General features: G+C 66.3%; 15 protein-coding genes. 13 read left to right on the top strand and 2 right to left on the bottom strand.

The window, feature by feature from the left end:
• The first annotated feature begins 7 nt into the window (after window positions 1–7).
• The 8 genes from B7G54_RS32215 (at window position 8) to ugpQ (ending at window position 8060) form a co-directional block, all read left to right on the top strand.
• Window positions 8–562 carry a shikimate kinase gene (locus B7G54_RS32215; protein ID WP_085042811.1) on the top strand — a complete coding sequence of 185 codons (555 nt, stop codon included), beginning with the start codon at window positions 8–10 and terminating at the stop codon, window positions 560–562.
• The gene (gene aroB, locus B7G54_RS32210) at window positions 559–1638 is read left to right on the top strand and encodes a 3-dehydroquinate synthase (protein WP_085042810.1); all 1080 of its coding nucleotides are present in this window, start codon (window positions 559–561) and stop codon (window positions 1636–1638) included. Before B7G54_RS32215 ends, aroB begins: the two co-directional genes overlap by 4 nt.
• Before the next feature lie 41 nt (window positions 1639–1679).
• Complete coding sequence (locus B7G54_RS32205) at window positions 1680–2888, top strand: deoxyguanosinetriphosphate triphosphohydrolase (protein WP_085042809.1); 1209 nt, start codon at window positions 1680–1682, stop codon at window positions 2886–2888.
• A gap of 90 nt (window positions 2889–2978) precedes the next feature.
• Window positions 2979–4313, top strand: a complete 1335-nt coding sequence (gene ugpB / locus B7G54_RS32200; protein ID WP_085042808.1) for a sn-glycerol-3-phosphate ABC transporter substrate-binding protein UgpB — start codon at window positions 2979–2981, stop codon at window positions 4311–4313.
• 103 nt (window positions 4314–4416) lie between these two features.
• Window positions 4417–5301 (top strand): sn-glycerol-3-phosphate ABC transporter permease UgpA, encoded by an 885-nt coding sequence (gene ugpA, locus B7G54_RS32195; RefSeq protein ID WP_085042807.1) that lies wholly within the window; start codon window positions 4417–4419, stop codon window positions 5299–5301.
• Entirely contained in the window at window positions 5298–6143 is an 846-nt protein-coding gene (ugpE, locus tag B7G54_RS32190) for a sn-glycerol-3-phosphate ABC transporter permease UgpE (RefSeq protein WP_085042806.1), read from the top strand. The genes ugpA and ugpE overlap by 4 nt, the downstream gene beginning before the upstream one ends.
• 32 nt (window positions 6144–6175) lie before the next feature.
• Window positions 6176–7261, top strand: coding sequence for a sn-glycerol-3-phosphate import ATP-binding protein UgpC (locus B7G54_RS32185; RefSeq protein ID WP_085042805.1), 1086 nt, complete (start codon window positions 6176–6178; stop codon window positions 7259–7261).
• 28 nt (window positions 7262–7289) lie between these two features.
• The gene (gene ugpQ / locus B7G54_RS32180; protein WP_085042804.1) at window positions 7290–8060 is read left to right on the top strand and encodes a glycerophosphodiester phosphodiesterase; all 771 of its coding nucleotides are present in this window, start codon (window positions 7290–7292) and stop codon (window positions 8058–8060) included.
• A 170-nt stretch (window positions 8061–8230) separates the two neighbouring features.
• Here the strand turns inward: ugpQ and B7G54_RS32175 are convergent, their stop codons facing one another.
• Window positions 8231–8962 carry an OmpW/AlkL family protein gene (locus B7G54_RS32175; RefSeq protein ID WP_085042803.1) on the bottom strand — a complete coding sequence of 244 codons (732 nt, stop codon included), beginning with the start codon at window positions 8960–8962 and terminating at the stop codon, window positions 8231–8233.
• Between the two features lie 193 nt (window positions 8963–9155).
• On the opposite strand from B7G54_RS32175, the gene B7G54_RS32170 reads away from it, so the two are divergent.
• The 5 genes from B7G54_RS32170 (at window position 9156) to thpR (ending at window position 18777) form a co-directional block, all read left to right on the top strand.
• Window positions 9156–9869, top strand: coding sequence for a transposase (locus tag B7G54_RS32170; RefSeq protein ID WP_006477151.1), 714 nt, complete (start codon window positions 9156–9158; stop codon window positions 9867–9869).
• Window positions 9870–10158: 289 nt separating this feature from the next.
• Window positions 10159–14862, top strand: coding sequence for a glutamate synthase-related protein (locus B7G54_RS32160; RefSeq protein ID WP_085042802.1), 4704 nt, complete (start codon window positions 10159–10161; stop codon window positions 14860–14862).
• A gap of 87 nt (window positions 14863–14949) precedes the next feature.
• Window positions 14950–16416 (top strand): glutamate synthase subunit beta, encoded by a 1467-nt coding sequence (locus B7G54_RS32155; protein WP_085042801.1) that lies wholly within the window; start codon window positions 14950–14952, stop codon window positions 16414–16416.
• Window positions 16417–16723: 307 nt separating this feature from the next.
• The gene (locus B7G54_RS32150) at window positions 16724–18214 is read left to right on the top strand and encodes an alanine/glycine:cation symporter family protein (RefSeq protein WP_085042800.1); all 1491 of its coding nucleotides are present in this window, start codon (window positions 16724–16726) and stop codon (window positions 18212–18214) included.
• On the top strand, window positions 18211–18777 hold the full coding sequence (gene thpR, locus B7G54_RS32145) for an RNA 2',3'-cyclic phosphodiesterase (RefSeq protein ID WP_085042799.1): 567 nt from the start codon (window positions 18211–18213) through the stop codon (window positions 18775–18777). The genes B7G54_RS32150 and thpR overlap by 4 nt, the downstream gene beginning before the upstream one ends.
• Window positions 18778–18880: 103 nt before the next feature.
• On the opposite strand, the gene B7G54_RS32140 is transcribed toward thpR, so the two are convergent.
• Entirely contained in the window at window positions 18881–20212 is a 1332-nt protein-coding gene (locus tag B7G54_RS32140; RefSeq protein WP_085042798.1) for a D-amino acid dehydrogenase, read from the bottom strand.
• Window positions 20213–20233: the final 21 nt, after the last annotated feature.

Here is a 20233-nt window from a genome sequence, read left to right as displayed (position 1 = left end):
GAAGCCGTTGCAAGCGCGGGACCCACATGCAAACGTATTTTTCGTCGGCCTTATGGGAGCGGGTAAGACCACCGTGGGCCGTGCGGTCGCGCGTCGTCTTGACAGGACGTTCTTCGACTCCGACCACGAAATCGAGGCCCGCACGGGCGCGCGCATTCCGGTGATCTTCGAGCTGGAGGGCGAGGCCGGGTTTCGCGATCGCGAAACGCAGGTGATCGCCGATCTCACGCAGCGCGAGAACATCGTGCTCGCAACGGGCGGCGGCGCGGTGCTGCGCCCGGAAAATCGCGACTGCCTGAAAAGCGGCGGCATCGTTGTCTACCTGCGTGCCAATCCGCACGATCTGTGGCTGCGCACGCGCAAGGACAAGAACCGCCCGCTGCTGCAGACCGAAGATCCGAAGGGGCGTCTCGAAGCGCTGTACGAAGTGCGCGACCCGCTGTACCGCGAATGCGCGGATTTCGTCATCGAGACCGGCCGCCCGTCGGTCAACGGTCTCGTCAACATGGTGCTGATGCAACTCGAACTGGCGGGCGTCGTCGCCAAGCCGCTACAAGCATGATTACTGTCAACGTCGACCTGGGCGACCGCGCCTATCCGATTCACATTGGCGCCGGCCTGATCGGCCGCGCCGAGCTGTTCGCGCCTCACATCAAGGGATCGTCCGTCACGATCGTCACGAACACCACCGTCGATCCGCTCTACGGCGACGCGCTGCGCGCGGCGCTTGCACCGCTCGGCAAGCGCGTGTCGACGGTCGTGCTGCCGGACGGCGAGGCGTACAAGAACTGGGAAACGCTGAACCTGATCTTCGATGGCCTGCTGACCGACCGCGCGGACCGCAAGACGACGCTCGTCGCGCTCGGCGGCGGCGTGATCGGCGACATGACCGGCTTCGCGGCCGCGTGCTACATGCGCGGCGTGCCGTTCATCCAGGTGCCGACGACGCTGCTGTCGCAGGTCGACTCGTCGGTCGGCGGCAAGACGGGCATCAACCATCCGCTCGGCAAGAACATGATCGGCGCGTTCTACCAGCCGCAGGCCGTGATCGCGGACATCGGCGCGCTGGCGACCCTGCCCGACCGCGAACTGGCAGCCGGTGTCGCCGAGATCATCAAGACCGGCGCGATCGCCGATGCGGAATTCTTCGACTGGATCGAGGCGAACGTCGACGCGCTGAACCGTCGCGACCCGGCTGCGCTCGCGCACGCGGTGAAGCGCTCGTGCGAGATCAAGGCGAGCGTGGTGGCGGCCGACGAACGCGAAGGCGGCCTGCGCGCGATCCTGAACTTCGGCCACACGTTCGGCCATGCGATCGAGGCCGGGCTCGGCTACGGCGAGTGGCTGCACGGCGAGGCGGTCGGCTGCGGGATGGTGATGGCGGGCGACCTGTCGGTGCGGCTCGGCCTGCTCGACGAAGCGTCGCGGCAGCGCCTCGACGCGGTGATCGCAGCCGCGCGCCTGCCGACCCGCGGGCCCGCGCTCGGCGACGCGCGCTATATGGACCTGATGCGCGTCGACAAGAAGGCCGAAGCCGGCGCGATCAAGTTCATCCTGCTGAAGCGATTCGGCGATACGTTGATCACGCAGGCGCCGGACGAAGCCGTGTTCGCTACACTGGCACAGACGACCCGCTAACGGCGGCCCGGATGCCCCGGCGCCCCTGACATGGAGGAGACGTGAGCGAGACATCCAGCAGCACCCTGCCCGAAGCCGGCCGCGCATCCGCTGCGCCGGTGGCCGAGCCGCCGACGCTGGCGGCGCTGGAAGCCCATCTCGCTCCGTATGCCGCACACGCGTCGCAGTCACGCGGCCGCCGCCATCCGGAAACACCGCCGGCGGCGCGCACCGAATTCCAGCGCGACCGCGACCGCATCGTCCATTCCACAGCGTTTCGCCGGCTCGAATACAAGACGCAAGTCTTCGTCAATCACGAAGGCGACCTGTTCCGCACGCGTCTCACGCACAGCCTCGAAGTCGCGCAGATCGCGCGCTCGGTCGCGCGCAACCTGCGCCTGAACGAGGATCTCGTCGAGGCGATCTCGCTCGCGCACGATCTCGGCCATACGCCGTTCGGCCATGCCGGGCAGGATGCGTTGAATGCCTGCATGCGCGAGCATGGCGGCTTCGAGCACAACCTGCAGAGCCTGGCGGTTGTCGACGAGCTCGAGGAGCACTACGGCGCGTTCAACGGGCTGAACCTGTGCTTCGAGACACGCGAAGGCATCCTGAAGCATTGCTCGCGCGAGAATGCGCGCAAGCTCGGCGCGCTCGGCGAGCGCTTCCTGCAGGGCCGCCAGCCGTCGCTCGAAGCGCAGCTTGCCAACATCGCGGACGAGATCGCCTACAACAACCACGACGTCGACGACGGCCTGCGTTCCGGCCTGATCACGATCGAACAGCTCGCGGAAGTCGAGCTGTGGCAGCGCCACTACGAGGCGGCGCTCGCCGAATTCCCGCATCTCGAAGGCCGCCGCCTCGTGCACGAGACGGTGCGCCGCATCATCAACACGCTGATCGTCGACCTGATCGACGAGACGACACGCAATCTCGCGCGCGTCGCGCCCGCGTCGCTCGACGACGTGCGCGCCGCACCGCCGCTCGTGTCGCACAGCGAATCTGTCGCCGCCCAGGCGGCCGCCCTCAAGCGTTTCCTCTTCAAGAACCTCTATCGCCACTACAAGGTGATGCGCATGGCGAGCAAGGCGCAGCGCGTCGTCACCGGGCTGTTCGATGCGTTCATCGACGATCCGCGCCTGCTGCCGCCGCCGTACCAGTCCGACGACACCGCGCAGCAGCCGCGCCTCGTCGCGCACTACATCGCCGGCATGACCGACCGCTTCGCGCTGAAGGAGTATCAGCGCCTGTTCGTCGTCAACGACAACTGACTGTCACAAACGATCACTAGACTTCGCCGGTTCAATGGCGGCGGGAATGTTGCATACGCTGTTGGTAACGTTTTCATAGGAGAGAGGTCGATGAAGAAGAAGCCTGCGGGGACACTGGTTCGTTCGATCGCGCTCGGCGGCGCGCTGATGTTCGGGGTGCAGCACGTGGCGCTCGCCGCGACGGAAATTCAGTTCTGGCATGCGATGGAGGCCGCGCTCGGCGAGCGGGTCAACGCAATCGCCGACCAGTTCAACGCGTCGCAAAGCGACTACAAGATCGTGCCGGTCTTCAAGGGCACCTACGACCAGGCGCTCGCGGCCGGCATCGCCGCCTATCGCAGCGGCAATGCGCCGGCGATCCTCCAGGTCTATGAAGTCGGCACGGCCACGATGATGCAGGCGAAGAAGGCCGTCGTGCCCGTCTACGACGTGTTCAAGCAGGCCGGCGTGCCGCTCGACGAAAAGGCGTTCGTGCCGACCATCGCGAGCTACTACAGCGACGCGAAGACGGGCCACCTCGTATCGATGCCGTTCAACAGCTCGACGCCGGTGCTGTACTACAACAAGGATGCGTTCAAGAAGGCCGGCCTCGATCCGAACCAGCCGCCGAAGACGTGGGCCGACGTGCAGGCCGATGCGGAGAAGCTGCGCAAGTCGGGGATGGCTTGCGGCTTCACGACCGGCTGGCAGGGCTGGATCCAGCTCGAGAACTACAGCGCCTGGCACGGGCTGCCGTTCGCGAGCCGCAACAACGGCTTCGACGGTACCGACGCGGTGCTCGAATTCAACAAGCCGCAGCAGATCGCGCACATCTCGTTCCTGCAGCAGATGGCGAAGGACGGCACGTTCACGTACGCGGGCCGCAAGGATGAAGCATCGGCGAAGTTCTACAGCGGCGACTGCGGGATCATGACGACGTCGTCGGGCGCGCTCGCGAACGTGCAGAAGTTCGCGAAGTTCAGCTACGGCACGGGCATGATGCCGTACGACGCGAACGTGAAGGGCGCACCGCAGAACGCGATCATCGGCGGCGCGAGCCTGTGGGTGCTGGCCGGCAAGGATCCGGCGACCTACAAGGGCGTCGCGAAATTCCTCGCGTACCTGGCCTCGCCGGCCGTCGCCGCGAAGTGGCACCAGGACACGGGCTACCTGCCGGTCACGACCGCTGCTTACGACCTCACGCGCCAGCAGGGCTTCTATGCGAAGAACCCGAGCGCCGAAACTGCGATCAAGCAGATGCTGAACAAGCCGCCGCTGCCATACACGAAGGGGCTGCGCCTGGGCAACATGCCGCAGATCCGCACGGTGGTCGACGAGGAGTTCGAACAGGTCTGGGCGCAGAAGAAATCGCCGAAGGACGCGCTCGATTCGGCCGCATCGCGCGGCGACGAACTGCTGCGCCGCTTCGAGAAGTCGGGCGGCTGAGCCCGCATCGCACCGTGCCGCCGGCCGCGTTGCATCCTGTCCGGATGCACGCGCCGGCCGGCGGCATGACCACCTTTCCGTTGCGCCTGACCGGATATCCGCGATGCAATCCCGTTCCCGTTTCGGTACGAGCCTGTTGCCGTACCTGTTGATCGCGCCGCAGCTCGCGATCACCGCCGTGTTCTTCCTGTGGCCGGCCGGCGTCGCGCTGTGGCAGTCGACGCAGATGCAGGACGCGTTCGGCACGTCGAGCGAATTCGTCGGCCTCGCGAATTTCACGCACCTGTTCGCCGATCCGCTGTATCTCGATTCGTTCCGCACGACACTCGTGTTCAGTTCGCTCGTCACGGTGAGCGGGCTTGTCGTGTCGCTGGTGCTCGCCGCGTGCGCCGATCGCGTGATGCGCGGCGCGCGTGTGTACCGCACGCTGCTGATCTGGCCGTACGCGGTCGCACCGACGATCGCCGCCGTGCTGTGGGCGTTCCTGTTCAACCCGAGCATCGGCCTGATCACCTATGCGCTCGCGAAGAGCGGCATCGTGTGGAACCACGCGCTGAACGGCGGCCAGGCGATGTTCCTCGTCGTGCTGGCGTCGGTGTGGAAGCAGGTGAGCTACAACTTCCTGTTCTTCTATGCGGGCCTGCAGGCGATCCCGCGCTCGCTGATCGAGGCGGCGGCGATCGACGGCGCCGGGCCGGTGCGGCGCTTCTTCAACATCGTGCTGCCGCTGCTGTCGCCCACCAGTTTCTTCCTGCTGGTCGTGAACCTCGTCTACGCGTTCTTCGACACGTTCCCGGTGATCGACGCGGCCACCGGCGGCGGCCCGGCGCAGAGCACGAAGACGCTGATCTACAAGATCTTCGCGGAGGGCTTCCAGGGGCTCGATATCGGCAGCTCGGGCGCGCAGTCGGTCGTGCTGATGATCATCGTCGTCGGGCTTACGGTGATCCAGTTCCGCTTCGTCGAACGCAGGGTGCAATACGCATGATCGAAAATCGCAAGGGCTTCGACCTGTTCTGCCACGCGGTGCTGATCGTGGGCGTCGTGCTGATCGTATTCCCCGTCTACGTCGCGTTTTGCGCGGCGACGATGAACGCGCAGGAAGTGTTCACGGTGCCGCTGTCGCTCGTGCCTAGCACGCACCTGTTCGAGAACGTCGCGTACATCTGGGGGCACGGCAGCGGCGGCACGACGGCGCCGTTCGGCCGCCTGCTCGTGAACAGTTTCGCGATGGCGCTCGGCATCGCGGTCGGCAAGATCGCGGTGTCGATCCTGTCCGCGTACGCGATCGTCTATTTCCGCTTCCCGTTCCGCAACACGGCGTTCTGGCTGATCTTCATCACGCTGATGCTGCCGGTGGAAGTACGGATCTTTCCGACCGTGCAGGTCGTGTCGACGCTGCACCTGACGAACACGTACGCCGGGCTCACGATGCCGCTGATCGCTTCGGCGACCGCGACCTTCCTGTTCCGCCAGTTCTTCATGACGCTGCCCGACGAGCTGATGGATGCCGCGCGCATCGATGGCGCCGGGGCGCTGCGTTTCTTCTGGGACGTCGTGCTGCCGCTGTCGAAAACGAGCATCGCGGCGCTGTTCGTGATCACGTTCATCTACGGCTGGAACCAGTATCTGTGGCCGATCCTGATCACGACGGAGGCGTCGCTGTCGACGGCGGTGGTGGGCATCAAGACGATGATCGCGAGCGGCGACGCCGCGACCGAATGGCAATACGTGATGGCGGCGACGCTGCTGGGGATGATCCCGCCGCTCGTCGTCGTGCTGGCGATGCAGCGCTGGTTCGTGCGCGGCCTCGTCGACTCCGAGAAATGAATGACGGACGGCAACCGGGAGAAAGACCAAGAATGGCTGCGCTGAGCTTGAAGGGCGTCAGGAAATCCTACGACGGCAAGCAGCACGTGCTGCATGGCATCGACGTGGAGATCGCCGATGGCGAATTCATCGTGCTGGTCGGCCCGTCGGGCTGCGGCAAGTCGACGTTGCTGCGGATGATCGCGGGGCTCGAATCCGTGACGGACGGCGAGATCGCGATCGGCGAGCGTGTCGTCAACACGCTGGAGCCGAAGGATCGCGACATCGCGATGGTGTTCCAGAACTATGCGCTGTACCCGCACATGACGGTCGCGCAGAACATGGGCTACGGGCTGAAGATCCGCGGGATCGAGCGCGCGACGATCGATTCGCGGGTGGCTGCGGCCGCGAAGATCCTCGAGCTCGAGCCGTTGCTCGCGCGGCGGCCGCGCGAGCTGTCGGGCGGCCAGCGGCAACGCGTCGCGATGGGGCGTGCGATCGTGCGCGAGCCGTCGGTGTTCCTGTTCGACGAGCCGTTGTCGAACCTCGACGCGAAATTGCGCGTGCAGATGCGGCTCGAGATCCAGCGGCTGCATGCGCGGCTCGCGACGACGAGCGTCTACGTGACGCACGACCAGATCGAGGCGATGACGCTCGCGCAGCGCGTGATCGTGATGAACCGCGGCTACGCGGAGCAGATCGGCGCGCCGGTCGACGTGTACGAGAAGCCGGCAACGGTATTCGTCGCGGGCTTCATTGGCTCGCCGGCGATGAACCTGATGCATGGCCGGCTGTCGGACGACGGCGCGACGTTTACGGTCGCGGGCGGCGGCCCCGCGCTGCCGGTCGCCGGCGCGCCCGGCATCGGCGCGGAGATCGCCACCGGGCGCGACTGGGTGCTCGGTGTGCGCCCCGAACACATGACGCCGCAGCCGGGCGTCGCGCAGGCGACGCTGCCGGTCGACTCGTGCGAACTGCTCGGCGCGGACAATCTTGCGCACGGCCGCTGGGGCAATCACGATGTCGCGGTGCGCCTGCCGCACGCAGACCGTCCCGCGCGCGGCACGGCGCTGGCGGCTGCGCTGCCTGCGCACCGGCTGCATTTCTTCGATCCCGAGACCGGCAAGCGTGCCGGCTGAACCCGCTGCACCTGCCGAGAGACCGACGATGACGACCCGTACCGACTGGCCCTATCCGCGCGTCGTCGCCCATCGCGGCGGCGGCACGCTCGCGCCGGAGAACACGCTCGCGGCGCTCGACGAGGGCGCGCGCCGAGGCCACCGGATGGTCGAGTTCGACGCGAAGCTGTCGGCCGACGACGTGACGTTCCTGCTGCACGACGACACGGTCGACCGGACATCGAACGGGCAGGGTGCGGCGGCGGGCATGCGTTATGCGGCGCTCGCCGCGCTCGACGCGGGCGCGTGGCTCAACGCACGCTTCGCGGGCGAGCGGATGCCGACGCTCGAGGGGGCGGCGGCGCGCTGCCTCGCCTACGGGCTGGCCGCCAATGTCGAGATCAAGCCGTGCCCGGGGCGCGAGCGCGAGACGGGGCAGCGCGTGGCGGCCGACGCAGCCGAGTACTGGCGTAATGCCGCAGTCCCGCCGCTTTTGTCCTCGTTCTCGTTCGATGCGCTGCAACAGGCGCGCGCGACGGCGCCTGCGCTGCCACGCGGGATGCTCTACGAGGCCGTGCCGGACGACTGGCATGCGCAAGTCGTCGGCGCGCTCGGCTGCGTTTCGTTGCATGCAGACCACAAACGGCTCGACGAACCGCTCGTGCGCGCGATCAAGGCGGCCGGGCTGCGCATCCTGGCTTATACGGTGAACGACCTCGAACGGGCTCGCGAACTCGCCCGCTGGGGCGTCGACGCAGTCTGCACCGACCGGATCGACCTGATCGGTCCCGCTGCGCTGGACGACATCGACATCGTCTGACGGCTGCGACCGCGTCCGGCGAATCCTTCGTCGGGAACGTGCCTGACGCGAAAAAACGACGCCCCGACGGGATTCCCGCCGGGGCGTTTTGCATCGTGGAGACGTTACGTCAGGAAAAATCCGCTACAAATTGCAGCAGGATTAACCATTCCCCAAATATTCGACTACGCTTAGAAGCGGTAGCCGACGTTCAGGTACGTGACGATCGGGTTCAGCGAGATCTTCGCTTTCGACGTTTCGGTCAGGGTGCCGACCGGTGTTCGGCGGGCCGTCGTGAAGGTTGCGGTCACGCTGACCGGGATGTACGAGATCGACAGGCCCCCGAACCAGTGTTTCGTGAAGTTGTACGTGAAGCCGGCGTTGAGCACGGGCGCCCACTGGTTGCTGGTCGTAGCGCTGGTCGGGCCGCCGAGCACGCCGTTCTCGAAGCTGCTGTTCGTGATCTTTGCGCCGGTGAACCAGACATACGTCGCGCCGACGCCGACATACGGACGGAACTTCGCGTTGGCGTCGTTGAAGTGGTAGCGAAGCAATACGGCGGGGCTCCACTGGTACGCACGGCCGAGTACGCCGAACTTTTCGAACTGACCCTTGCCGGTAATGTCGAACTTCGGCGGTATCCCCATGACGAGCTCGGTGGAGATGTGGTCGGTGACGAAGTAGCCAGCTGCGAGCCCAAGTGTATCGGCGTCGTTGATGCCGGCGCCCGTGTTGGGAATCGATTGGTTGATGGGCGTGCCGCCAACGCGGTAGAGGAACAGCGGGTCGCTGCTGTCCTGCGGCGCAAGGTGCAGCCAGCCGGTGCTGACGTAGAAATCACCTGCGGATTGTGCATGTGCCGTAGCGCCCGCCAACGAGAATGCGAGTGCCGCGGCCCCCGTAATGGCCAGTTTTCGTTTCATTGTGTCTCCTCCGATCAAAGGCGTGCTCATTATGACGACTGCGTTTAAAACCAAACAAGCTCGTAAGTTAGAGTTTTCTCCCTAGGTTGCGTACGACCGTACGCTTTCGCGCGCCGCTGGGACGGGCATTCCATGCAGGTGCGCACTTTCGGACCCCCGGGTATTTCCTAACGCGTTCAAACGGACATTCAGCATGGCACGGTTAGCACGACTCTACGTTCCCGACCAGCCGCAGCACGTGATATTGCGCGGCCTGGATCAGCAACCCGCGTTCGTCGACGACCAGGACTACGAACTCTTCATCGATTGCCTGAAGGCCGCCGCGCGCGATCATCACCTGTCGGTGCATGCCTACGTGCTGCTGCCGCGCCAGGTGCAACTGCTCGTGACGCCGAGCGACGAGGCGAGCCTGCCGAAAGCGATGCAGGCAGTCGGCCGTCGCTACGTCGCGCATTTCAACCGGCGCTATTCGCGCCGCGGCACCCTGTGGGAAGGCCGCTATCGCGCGACCGTGATCGAAGGCGAGCGCTACTTCCTGCTCGCGAGCCGCGTGGTCGAGATGAGCCCGGTGCGCGCGCAGCTCGTCGCGACGCCCGAGGCCTATCGCTGGTCGAGCTACCGGCACCACGTCGGGCTCACCGTCGACAGCCTGATCACCGACCATCCGCTCTACTGGGCGCTCGGCAATACGCCGTTCGACCGCCAGCGCGCGTACAAGGAGCTGTGCGAGCAGCCGCTCGACGAGCGTCAGGCCGACCAGCTGCAGCAAGCGACGTTGAAGGGCTGGGTGCTCGGCGGCGAGAATTATCGCGAGTGGGCGGCGCGCACCGCGAACCGGCGCGTATCGCCGCTGCCGCGCGGACGCCCCAGAAAGGTGCGTGAAAATACGCCGCCGATCCAGCAGTAATGCAGGAGCGGCGGTTCAGGAGGCGGCGCTGCGGGCGTCGCTTCTTTTTGCACCAAAATGATACGGCCCCAATAAAACGGCACCAGATCAAGGCATTCATTTAAATGGGGATCGATCAAACGGTTTTTGTTGCTATTCCTTTGATTCGTCGCGTATATTCCGAATTCCGGTGGCCCGGGCGAAGCATGCCCATCCACGGTCGGCCGCGCCGTCTCCCGTCGGGAGCGGGATCGACGGCAACAAGAAAATGGTTCAACGGCCTCCAGGCCCCCTTTACGACGGTGTCCCCATGAACGACCACCAGCAGCCGCTCGCCGCGGTGCCCGCCGCACAAGGTCTGTATGACCCGCAAAACGAACACGACGCCTGCGGCGTCGGCTTCGTCGCTCACATCAAGGGCAAGAAGAGCCACGAGATCATTCAGCAGGGTCTGAAGATCCTCGAGAACCTCGATCACCGTGGCGCGGTTGGCGCCGATCCGCTGATGGGCGACGGCGCGGGCATCCTGATCCAGATTCCGGACGCGTTCTATCGCGAGGAAATGGCGAAGCAGGGCGTGAATCTGCCGCCGGCCGGCGAATATGGGGTCGGCATGATCTTCCTGCCGAAGGAAAACGCATCGCGTCTCGCGTGCGAGCAGGAGCTCGAGCGGACGGTGAAGGCCGAGGGCCAGGTCGTGCTCGGCTGGCGCGACGTGCCGGTCGACCATGCCATGCCGATTTCGCCGACCGTGAAGGCGAGCGAGCCGCTGATCCGCCAGATCTTCATCGGCCGCGGCAAGGACATCATGGTGACGGACGCGCTCGAGCGGAAGCTGTATGTGATCCGCAAGACGGCGAGCCACCGCATCCAGGCGCTGAAGCTCAAGCACGGCAAGGAATACTTCGTGCCGTCGATGTCGGCGCGCACCATCGTCTACAAGGGGCTGCTGCTGGCCGGCCAGGTCGGCGTGTACTACCGCGACCTGCAGGACGCACGCGTCGTGTCGGCGCTCGCGCTCGTGCACCAGCGCTTCTCGACCAACACGTTCCCGGCGTGGGAGCTGGCTCACCCGTACCGGATGATCGCGCACAACGGCGAGATCAACACCGTGAAGGGCAACGTGAACTGGCTGAACGCCCGTACCGGCGCGATCGCGTCGCACGTGCTCGCCGATGATCTTCCGAAGCTGTGGCCGCTGATCTACCCGGGCCAGTCGGATACGGCTTCGTTCGACAACTGTCTCGAGCTGCTGGTGATGGCCGGCTACCCGCTCGTGCACGCGGTAATGATGATGATCCCGGAAGCGTGGGAACAGCACACGCTGATGGACGAGAACCGCCGCGCGTTCTACGAATACCACGCCGCGATGATGGAGCCGTGGGACGGCCCGGCCGCGATTGCGTTCACCGACGGCCGCCAGATCGGCGCGACGCTCGACCGGAACGGCCTGCGCCCCGCGCGCTACATCGTCACCGACGACGACCTCGTCATCATGGCGTCGGAAGCCGGCACGCTGCCGATCCCCGAATCGAAGATCGTCAAGAAGTGGCGCCTGCAGCCGGGCAAGATGTTCCTGATCGACATGGAACACGGCCGCATCATCGACGACAAGGAGCTGAAGGACAACCTCGCGAACGCGAAGCCGTACAAGAGCTGGATCGACGCCGTGCGCATCAAGCTCGACGAGATCGAGCCGAAGGCCGAGGACGTCGCGGCCGGCCGCACGCAGGGCGCCGCGCTGCTCGACCGCCAGCAGGCGTTCGGCTATACGCAGGAAGACCTGAAGTTCCTGATGGCGCCGATGGCGCAGCAGGGTGAGGAGGCCGTCGGCTCGATGGGCAACGACTCGCCGCTCGCGGTGATGTCGAACAAGAACAAGACGCTCTATCACTACTTCAAGCAGCTGTTCGCGCAGGTCACGAACCCGCCGATCGATCCGATCCGCGAGAACATGGTCATGTCGCTCGTGTCGTTCATCGGCCCGAAGCCGAACCTGCTCGACACGAACAACATCAACCCGCCGATGCGTCTCGAAGTGTCGCAGCCGGTGCTCGACTTCAAGGACATCGCGAAGATCCGCGCGATCGACCAGTACACGGGCGGCAAGTTCAGCGCATACGAGTTGAACATCTGCTACCCGGTCGCATGGGGCAAGGAAGGCATCGAGGCACGCCTCGCGTCGCTGTGCGCGGAAGCCGTCGACGCGGTCAAGTCGGGCTACAACATGCTGATCGTGTCGGACCGCAAGACGGACGCCGAGCATGTCGCGATTCCGGCGCTGCTCGCCACGTCGGCGATCCATACGCACCTCGTCCAGCAAGGGCTGCGCACGAGCACGGGCCTCGTCGTCGAGACGGGCTCCGCGCGTGAAACGCACCACTTCGCGCTGCTCGCGGGCTACGGCGCGGAAGCCGTGCACCCGTACCTCGCGATGGAAACGCTCGCGAAGATGGCCGAAGGGCTGCCGGGCGACCTGTCGCCGGAGAAGGCCGTCTACAACTTCACGAAGGCGGTCGGCAAGGGCCTGCAGAAGGTGATGTCGAAGATGGGCATCTCGACATACATGTCGTACACGGGCGCGCAGATCTTCGAAGCGCTCGGCCTGTCGAGCGACCTCGTCGAGAAGTATTTCAAGGGTACGGCGTCGAAGGTCGGCGGCATCGGCCTGTTCGAAGTGGCGGAAGAAGCGATCCGCCTGCACCGCGACGCGTTCGGCGACAACCCGGTGCTGCGCGACATGCTCGACGCGGGCGGCGAGTACGCGTACCGCGTGCGCGGCGAAGACCACATGTGGACGCCGGATTCGATCGCGAAGCTGCAGCACGCGACGCGCAGCAACTCGTACCAGACGTACAAGGAATACGCGCACCTGATCAACGACCAGACCAAGCGTCACATGACGTTCCGTGGCCTGTTCGAATTCAAGGTCGAGCCGACCAAGGCGATCCCGATCGACGACGTCGAATCGGCGAAGGACATCGTCAAGCGCTTTGCGACGGGCGCGATGTCGCTCGGTTCGATCAGCACCGAAGCGCATGCGACGCTCGCGGTCGCGATGAACCGGATCGGTGGCAAGTCGAACACCGGCGAAGGCGGCGAGGACGAGAAGCGTTATCGCAACGAACTGCGCGGCATTCCGATCAAGTCGGGTGAGACGCTGAAGTCGGTGATCGGCGACGAGATCGTCAGCGACATTCCGTTGAAGGACGGCGATTCGCTGCGCTCGAAGATCAAGCAGGTCGCGTCGGGCCGCTTCGGCGTCACCGCCGAGTACCTCGCGTCGGCCGACCAGATCCAGATCAAGATGGCGCAGGGCGCGAAGCCGGGCGAAGGCGGCCAGCTGCCGGGCCACAAGGTGTCCGAATACATCGGCAAGCTGCGTTACTCGGTGCCGGGCGTCGGCCTGATCTCGCCGCCGCCGCACCACGACATCTACTCGATCGAGGATCTGGCACAGCTGATCCACGACCTGAAGAACGTGAACCCGAGCGCGAGCATCTCCGTGAAGCTCGTGTCGGAAGTGGGCGTGGGCACGGTCGCGGCCGGTGTCGCGAAGGCGAAGGCCGATCACGTCGTGATCGCGGGCCACGACGGCGGCACGGGCGCATCGCCGCTGTCGTCGGTCAAGCACGCCGGCACGCCGTGGGAACTGGGTCTTGCCGAAACGCAGCAGACGCTGGTGCTGAACCGCCTGCGCGGCCGCATCCGCGTGCAGGCCGACGGCCAGATGAAGACGGGCCGCGACGTCGTGATCGGCGCGCTGCTCGGCGCGGACGAATTCGGCTTCGCGACGGCACCGCTCGTCGTCGAAGGCTGCATCATGATGCGCAAGTGCCACCTGAACACGTGCCCGGTCGGCGTCGCGACGCAGGATCCGGTGCTGCGTGCGAAGTTCAAGGGCCAGCCCGAGCATGTCGTGAACTACTTCTTCTTCGTCGCCGAGGAAGTGCGCGAGATCATGGCGCAGCTCGGCGTCGCGAAGTTCGACGACCTGATCGGCCGCGCCGACCTGCTCGACACCCGCAAGGGCATCGAGCACTGGAAGGCGAAGGGCCTCGACTTCTCGCGCGTGTTCTACCAGCCGGAAGAATGCGAAGAAGTCGCACCGCGTCACGTCGACGTGCAGGATCACGGCCTCGAGCGCGCGCTCGACCATGTGCTGATCGAGAAGGCGAAGGCCGCGATCGAGAACGGCGAGCATGTGTCGTTCATCCAGCCGGTGCGCAACGTGAACCGGACGGTCGGTGCGATGCTGTCGGGCGTGATCGCGAAGAAGCACGGCCATGACGGCCTCGCCGACGACGCGGTGCACATCCAGCTGAAGGGCACGGCGGGCCAGAGCTTCGGCGCGTTCCTCGCGAAGGGCGTGACGCTCGACCTCGTCGGCGACGGCAACGACTACGTCGGCAAGGGCCTGTCGGGCGGCCGGATCATCATCCGCCCGACCAACGACTTCCGCGGCAAGTCCGAGGAAAACATCATCTGCGGCAACACGGTGATGTACGGCGCGATCGAAGGCGAAGCCTTCTTCCGCGGCGTGGCGGGCGAGCGCTTCTGCGTGCGCAACTCGGGCGCGACGGCGGTCGTCGAAGGCACGGGCGACCACGGTTGCGAATACATGACGGGCGGCACGGTCGTCGTGCTCGGCGAGACCGGGCGCAACTTCGCGGCCGGCATGTCGGGCGGTCTCGCGTACATCTACGATCCGGAAGGCACGTTCGCGGCGAAGTGCAACAAGTCGATGGTCGCGCTCGAGCCGGTGCTGCAGCAGGCCGAGCAGGAGCGCACGGTCGACCGCGCGCTCTGGCACGCAGGCACGACGGACGAAGCGCTGCTCAAGGGGCTCGTCGAGCGTCATTTCCAGTTCACGGGTTCGCCGCGCGCGAAGTCGCTGCTGGAAAACTGGGACGCGGCGCGCCGCCAGTTCGTGAAGGTGTTCCCGCACGAATACAAGCGCGCGCTGGGCGAGATCGGTGCGAAGAAGGCGGCGAAGGAAGTGCTGGCCGCCTGAGCGACGAACGACATAGCGAGAATGCCGCGCGCGCAGGACTGCTGCGCGCGGCTCCCCCACCCGATACACCGAACAGAAGAGCACCTTATGGGCAAGGCAACCGGTTTTCTGGAGTTCGAACGCCGCCACGAGGCGTACGAAGCACCGCTCACGCGCGTGAAGCACTACAAGGAATTCGTCGCGGCACTGACCGACGCGGACGCGAAGGTCCAGGGCGCGCGCTGCATGGATTGCGGCATCCCGTTCTGCAACAACGGCTGCCCGGTCAACAACGTCATCCCGGACTTCAACGATCTCGTTTACCGCCAGGACTGGCAGCAGGCGATCGAAGTCCTGCATTCGACCAACAACTTCCCGGAATTCACGGGCCGTATCTGCCCGGCGCCGTGTGAAGCGGCGTGCACGCTCGGGATCAACGACGATCCGGTCGGCATCAAGTCGATCGAGCACGCGATCATCGACAAGGCCTGGGCGGAAGGCTGGGTGAAGCCGCTGCCGCCCGAGCACAAGACGGGCAAGAAGGTCGCAGTCGTCGGTTCGGGCCCTGCAGGCCTCGCCGCCGCGCAGCAACTTGCGCGCGCGGGCCACGACGTGACGGTGTTCGAGAAGAACGACCGCGTCGGCGGCCTGCTGCGTTACGGGATCCCCGACTTCAAGCTCGAGAAGTGGCTGATCGACCGCCGCATGCGCCAGATGGAAGCGGAAGGCGTGACGTTCCGCACCAGCGTGTTCATCGGCAAGGATCCGCTGCCCGAGTCGATCGGCAGCCTCGCGAAGGAAACCATTTCGCCGGAGCAGCTGAAGGAAGAATTCGACGCGGTCGTGATCGCGGGCGGTTCGGAAACGCCGCGCGACCTGCCGGTGCCGGGCCGCGAACTCGCGGGCGTTCATTACGCGATGGATTTCCTGCCGCAGCAAAACCGCGTGAACGCGGGCGACAAGCTCGTCGACCAGCTGCTCGCGAAGGGCAAGCACGTGATCGTGATCGGCGGCGGTGACACGGGTTCGGACTGCGTCGGCACGTCGAACCGTCACGGCGCGAAGCAGGTCACGCAGTTCGAGCTGCTGCCGCAGCCGCCGGAAGAAGAGAACAAGCCGCTCGTGTGGCCGTACTGGCCGATCAAGCTGCGCACGTCGTCGTCGCACGAGGAAGGCTGCGAGCGCGACTGGGCCGTGGCGACGAAGCGTCTCGAAGGCAAGAACGGCAAGGTCGAGAAGCTGATCGCGGTGCGCGTCGAGTGGAAGGACGGCAAGATGCAGGAAGTGCCGGGCTCCGAATTCGAGATGAAGGCCGACCTCGTGCTGCTCGCGATGGGCTTCACGCAGCCGGCAGCGCCCGTGCTCGACGCATTCGGCGTCGCGAAGGATGCGCGCGGCAATGCGCGCGCGGCGACCGAAGGCGATCGTTCGTACTACACGTCGGTCGACAAGGTGTTCGCGGCGGGCGACATGCGCCGCGGCCAGTCGCTCGTGGTGTGGGCGATCCGCGAAGGCCGCCAGTGCGCGCGCTCGGTCGATGCGTACCTGATGGGGCACTCGAACCTGCCGCGATAAGCGCGGTTCGCGGGCCACTGCTGTATCAGCCGGGCGTCCGAAAGGGCGCCCGGTTTTTTTTATGGCCGGCGCCCGCAGGTGCCGCCGGCGTCGGCCTCCAATATCGGCCGCGCGAGTTCGCGACGGCCTCCAACCCTCATCATCTCCCCGAAGCGTCGCCTAACCTGATCACATCGGACGTCGATTTTCCGCGATCCCGTTTCCTTTCATTTTGTAATGATGCTTGGAAAATGTCATATCATGTCGCTCCTCCAGCCGCGTCCGCGTGGCAGCCGAATATGACTTACCCCATTTACAAGGACTCTGGATGGAAGCACTCGTGCAAGGGCTGATCGACGCCGTCAACGGCGTGTTGTGGAACTACGTGCTGATCGCGCTGCTGCTCGGCGTGGGCGCGTGGTTCACGCTGCGGTTCCGGATGATCCAGCTGAAGGCGCTGTTCCTCAGCGTGAAGCTGGTCGGCAGCAAGGGCGAGCCGGGCAGCATCTCGTCGTTCCAGGCGTTCGCGACCGGGCTCGCGAGCCGCGTCGGCACCGGCAACATCGCTGGCGTCGCGGTCGCGCTGACGGTCGGTGGGCCGGGCGCGATCTTCTGGATGTGGATGACGGCGCTGGTCGGGATGTCGTCCGCGTTCGTCGAGGCGACGCTCGCGCAGATCTTCAAGGTGTCGCACCCGGACGGCAGCTATCGCGGCGGCCCCGCGTACTACATCCAGACGGGCCTGCGCTCGCGCGGCTTCGGCGTGCTGTTCTCGCTGTCGCTGATCCTCGCGTTCGGCTTCGTGTTCAATGCGGTGCAGGCCAACGCGATCGCGGATGCGTTCGACACGTCGTTCGGCTGGAGCCGAGCGAGCGTCGGTCTCGGGCTCGTGCTGCTGACCGCACCGATCATCTTCGGCGGGATCCGCCGGATCGCGGCGGTCGCGCAGGTGATCGTGCCGCTGATGGCAATCGGCTACCTCGCGCTCGCGGTCTATGCGGTCGCGACGCATATCGCGCTGGTGCCGGGTGTGATCGCGCTGATCGTGAAGAGCGCGTTCGGGCTGGAGCAGGCGGCGGGCGGCCTGACCGGCTATGCGGTCAGCCAGGCGGTCGCGATGGGCGTGAAGCGCGGGCTGTTCTCGAACGAGGCCGGCATGGGCAGCGCGCCGAATGCGGCGGCGACCGCCAGCACGCGGCATCCGGTCGTGCAGGGGCTGATCCAGATGCTCGGCGTGTTCGTCGACACGATCGTGATCTGCAGCGCGACCGCTTTCGTGATCCTGCTGTCGGGCCAGTACGAGCTGGGCACCGGCATGGAAGGCGCGGCACTCACGCAGCGCTCGATCGCGAGCCACGTCGGCGACTGGGGCGGCATCTACATGGCGTTCGCGATCTTCTTCTTCGCGTACTCGTCGGTGATCGGCAACTACGCGTATGCGGAAGGCAACGTCGAATTCATCACGAAGCGGCGCGGCGTGCTGCCGTTGTTTCGCGTCGCGGTGCTCGGGATGGTGATGTTCGGCAGCGTCGGGCAACTGCCGCTCGTGTGGGCGATGGCCGATACGAGCATGGGGCTGATGGCGATCATCAACCTGATCGCGATCCTCGCGCTCGGCAAGTACGCACACGCGGCATGGCGCGACTATCGCCGCCAGCGCGCGCAAGGCATTGCCGATCCGGTGTTCACGCGCAACACGATTCCGGCACTCGCGAACGTGCTGCCGACCGACGTGTGGGGCGAGCACGGCCCGCTGCCGCAGCGTCCGGCAGCGGCCGATGCCGCAAGCGTGCCGCGTGCGGTGGTGCGCGAGTCATGAACGGCGACCGGCTGCGAGTGTTCGTCGCGCTGATGCCCGATGCGGCATCGCGCGACGCGCTGCACGCGTTGCCGGTTACCCGGGGCGCGCGGCGTCCGCTGCCCGCGCAACTGCATGTGACGCTCGCGTTCGTCGGCGCGATCGAACGGGCGCGTTGCGATGCGCTGGCCGCGTGCCTGCCGGCGCTCGCGGCCGCGCATGCGCTGCCGTTGATGCCGGTCGAACGGATCGCGTGGTGGCCGAGCCTGCCGCGCGCGCGGCTGATCGTCGCGGAGCTGGCTGCCGAGCCGGCGTGTGCGGCGTTGAATGTCGCGCTGTCGGCGAAGCTGCGCGAACTCGGCGTGGCGGCTGACCGGCGGCCGTTCCGTCCGCACGTGACGCTCGCGCGGCTGCCGCACGATGCGGTCGGTCAACCGGCGCACGGCGGTGCGGTGAAGCGGCCGGTCGCGCTGCGGTTCGACGCGCTCACGCTGTTCGAAAGCCGGTTGTCGCACGAAGGCGTGTCGCACCGGCCGATCGTGTCCGCGCCAATCGCGCGGGCGGACGGTGAGGCGGCGGATTGAGCCGTTCCGGCGAGGCCTGGCGATTGCCCGCCGCCATCGTTGTCATGCCGCATGCGGGCGTGCCGCTGCATCGCTTCGGCGAAGTCGCCCGAGGTCCGGCCTGCTACCCGTAGCGCGCGAGCGTCAACCCCGACAGGTCGATCTCCGGTTCTCGCCCCGTGACGAGATCCGCCAGCACTTTCCCCGAACCCATCGACATCGCCCAGCCCGTCGAGCCGTGGCCGACGTTGAGCCAAAGCCCGCCGATGCCGCTCGCGCCGAGCAGCGGCGGCCCGTCGGGCGTCATCGGCCGGCGGCCGACCCAGAAGCGCGCCGATGCGCGATCGGCCGCGTGAGGGAACCAGTCGTCGAGCACCTTCATCAGCGTATCGAGCGCCTGCTGGCGCAGCGCTGCGTGCCGGTTGCCGAGTTCCGCGGTACCGGCGACGCGCAGTGTCGGGCCGAAACGCGTGATCGCCGTCTTCAGCGATTCGTCCATCAGCGCGGCGCGCGGCGCTTTTTCGTCGTCGCCGACGGCGAGCGTCGCCGAGTAGCCCTTCACCGGATACAGCGGCACGTCGATGCCGTGCGGCCGCAGCAGGCCGGCGCTGTCGACGCCGAGCGCGACGACGATCGCGTCGGCGGCGATCTGCGCGTCGCGGTGCTTGCCGCCGGCGTTCGATGCGAGCCGATTCGATCTCGCCCGATCCTGCGTATCGCCATCCTCATCGCCGTTCTCGGCGATCCGCACGCCGCGCACCTGGCCGGCTTCAACGTCGAGCCCCCGCACTTCCGTGCGAAAGCGGAACGTCACGCCGTTGGCTTCGCACAGCGCCCGCAGTTCGCGCGTGAAGCGTGCGCAGTCGCCGGCTTCGTCGTCGGGCAGGTAGATGCCGCCGACGGGTGCCTGCCGCGCCCAGCGCAAGCCCGGTTCGACCGCCGTGCAGCCGGCCGCGTCGAGTTCGCGAAACGCGATGCCGGCGTCGCGCAGCACCTTCAGCGCGGGCTGCACCATCTCGACGTCGAATGCGCCGCGCAGCAGTTGCAGATAGCCTCGGCTCGCGCCGTAGTCGAACGGATGACGGTCGCGAAACGCATGCAGGCATGCGCGGCTGTAATACGCGATGCGCTGCATCCGCTGCTTGTTCACGCGAAACCGCTCGAATTCGCATTCGCGCAGCCAGCGCGCGATCCAGCGCCACTGCGCGGTGTCGAGCGTCGGCCGGAAGATCAGCGGCGACGCGGGCTTGAACAGGTACTTGAGGATCTTGCCGGGCATCCCGGGCGCGGCCCACGGCGTCACATAGCCGGGCGCGATCACACCCGCGTTGCCGAGGCTCGTCGCCTGCGCGACATCGGCCTCGCGTTCGATCACGGTGACCTCGCAGCCTGCTTCGCGCAGGTGCCAGGCGGTGGTGACGCCGATTACGCCGGCGCCGAGAACGATCACGTGCATGCGGATTCCGGAACGAAGCGG

This window comes from Burkholderia puraquae (genome assembly GCF_002099195.1).
In the GTDB taxonomy this organism is placed as follows: domain Bacteria; phylum Pseudomonadota; class Gammaproteobacteria; order Burkholderiales; family Burkholderiaceae; genus Burkholderia; species Burkholderia puraquae.
Note: the sequence above shows the minus strand (reverse complement) of the source record. Positions and strands in the feature narration are given on the sequence as shown.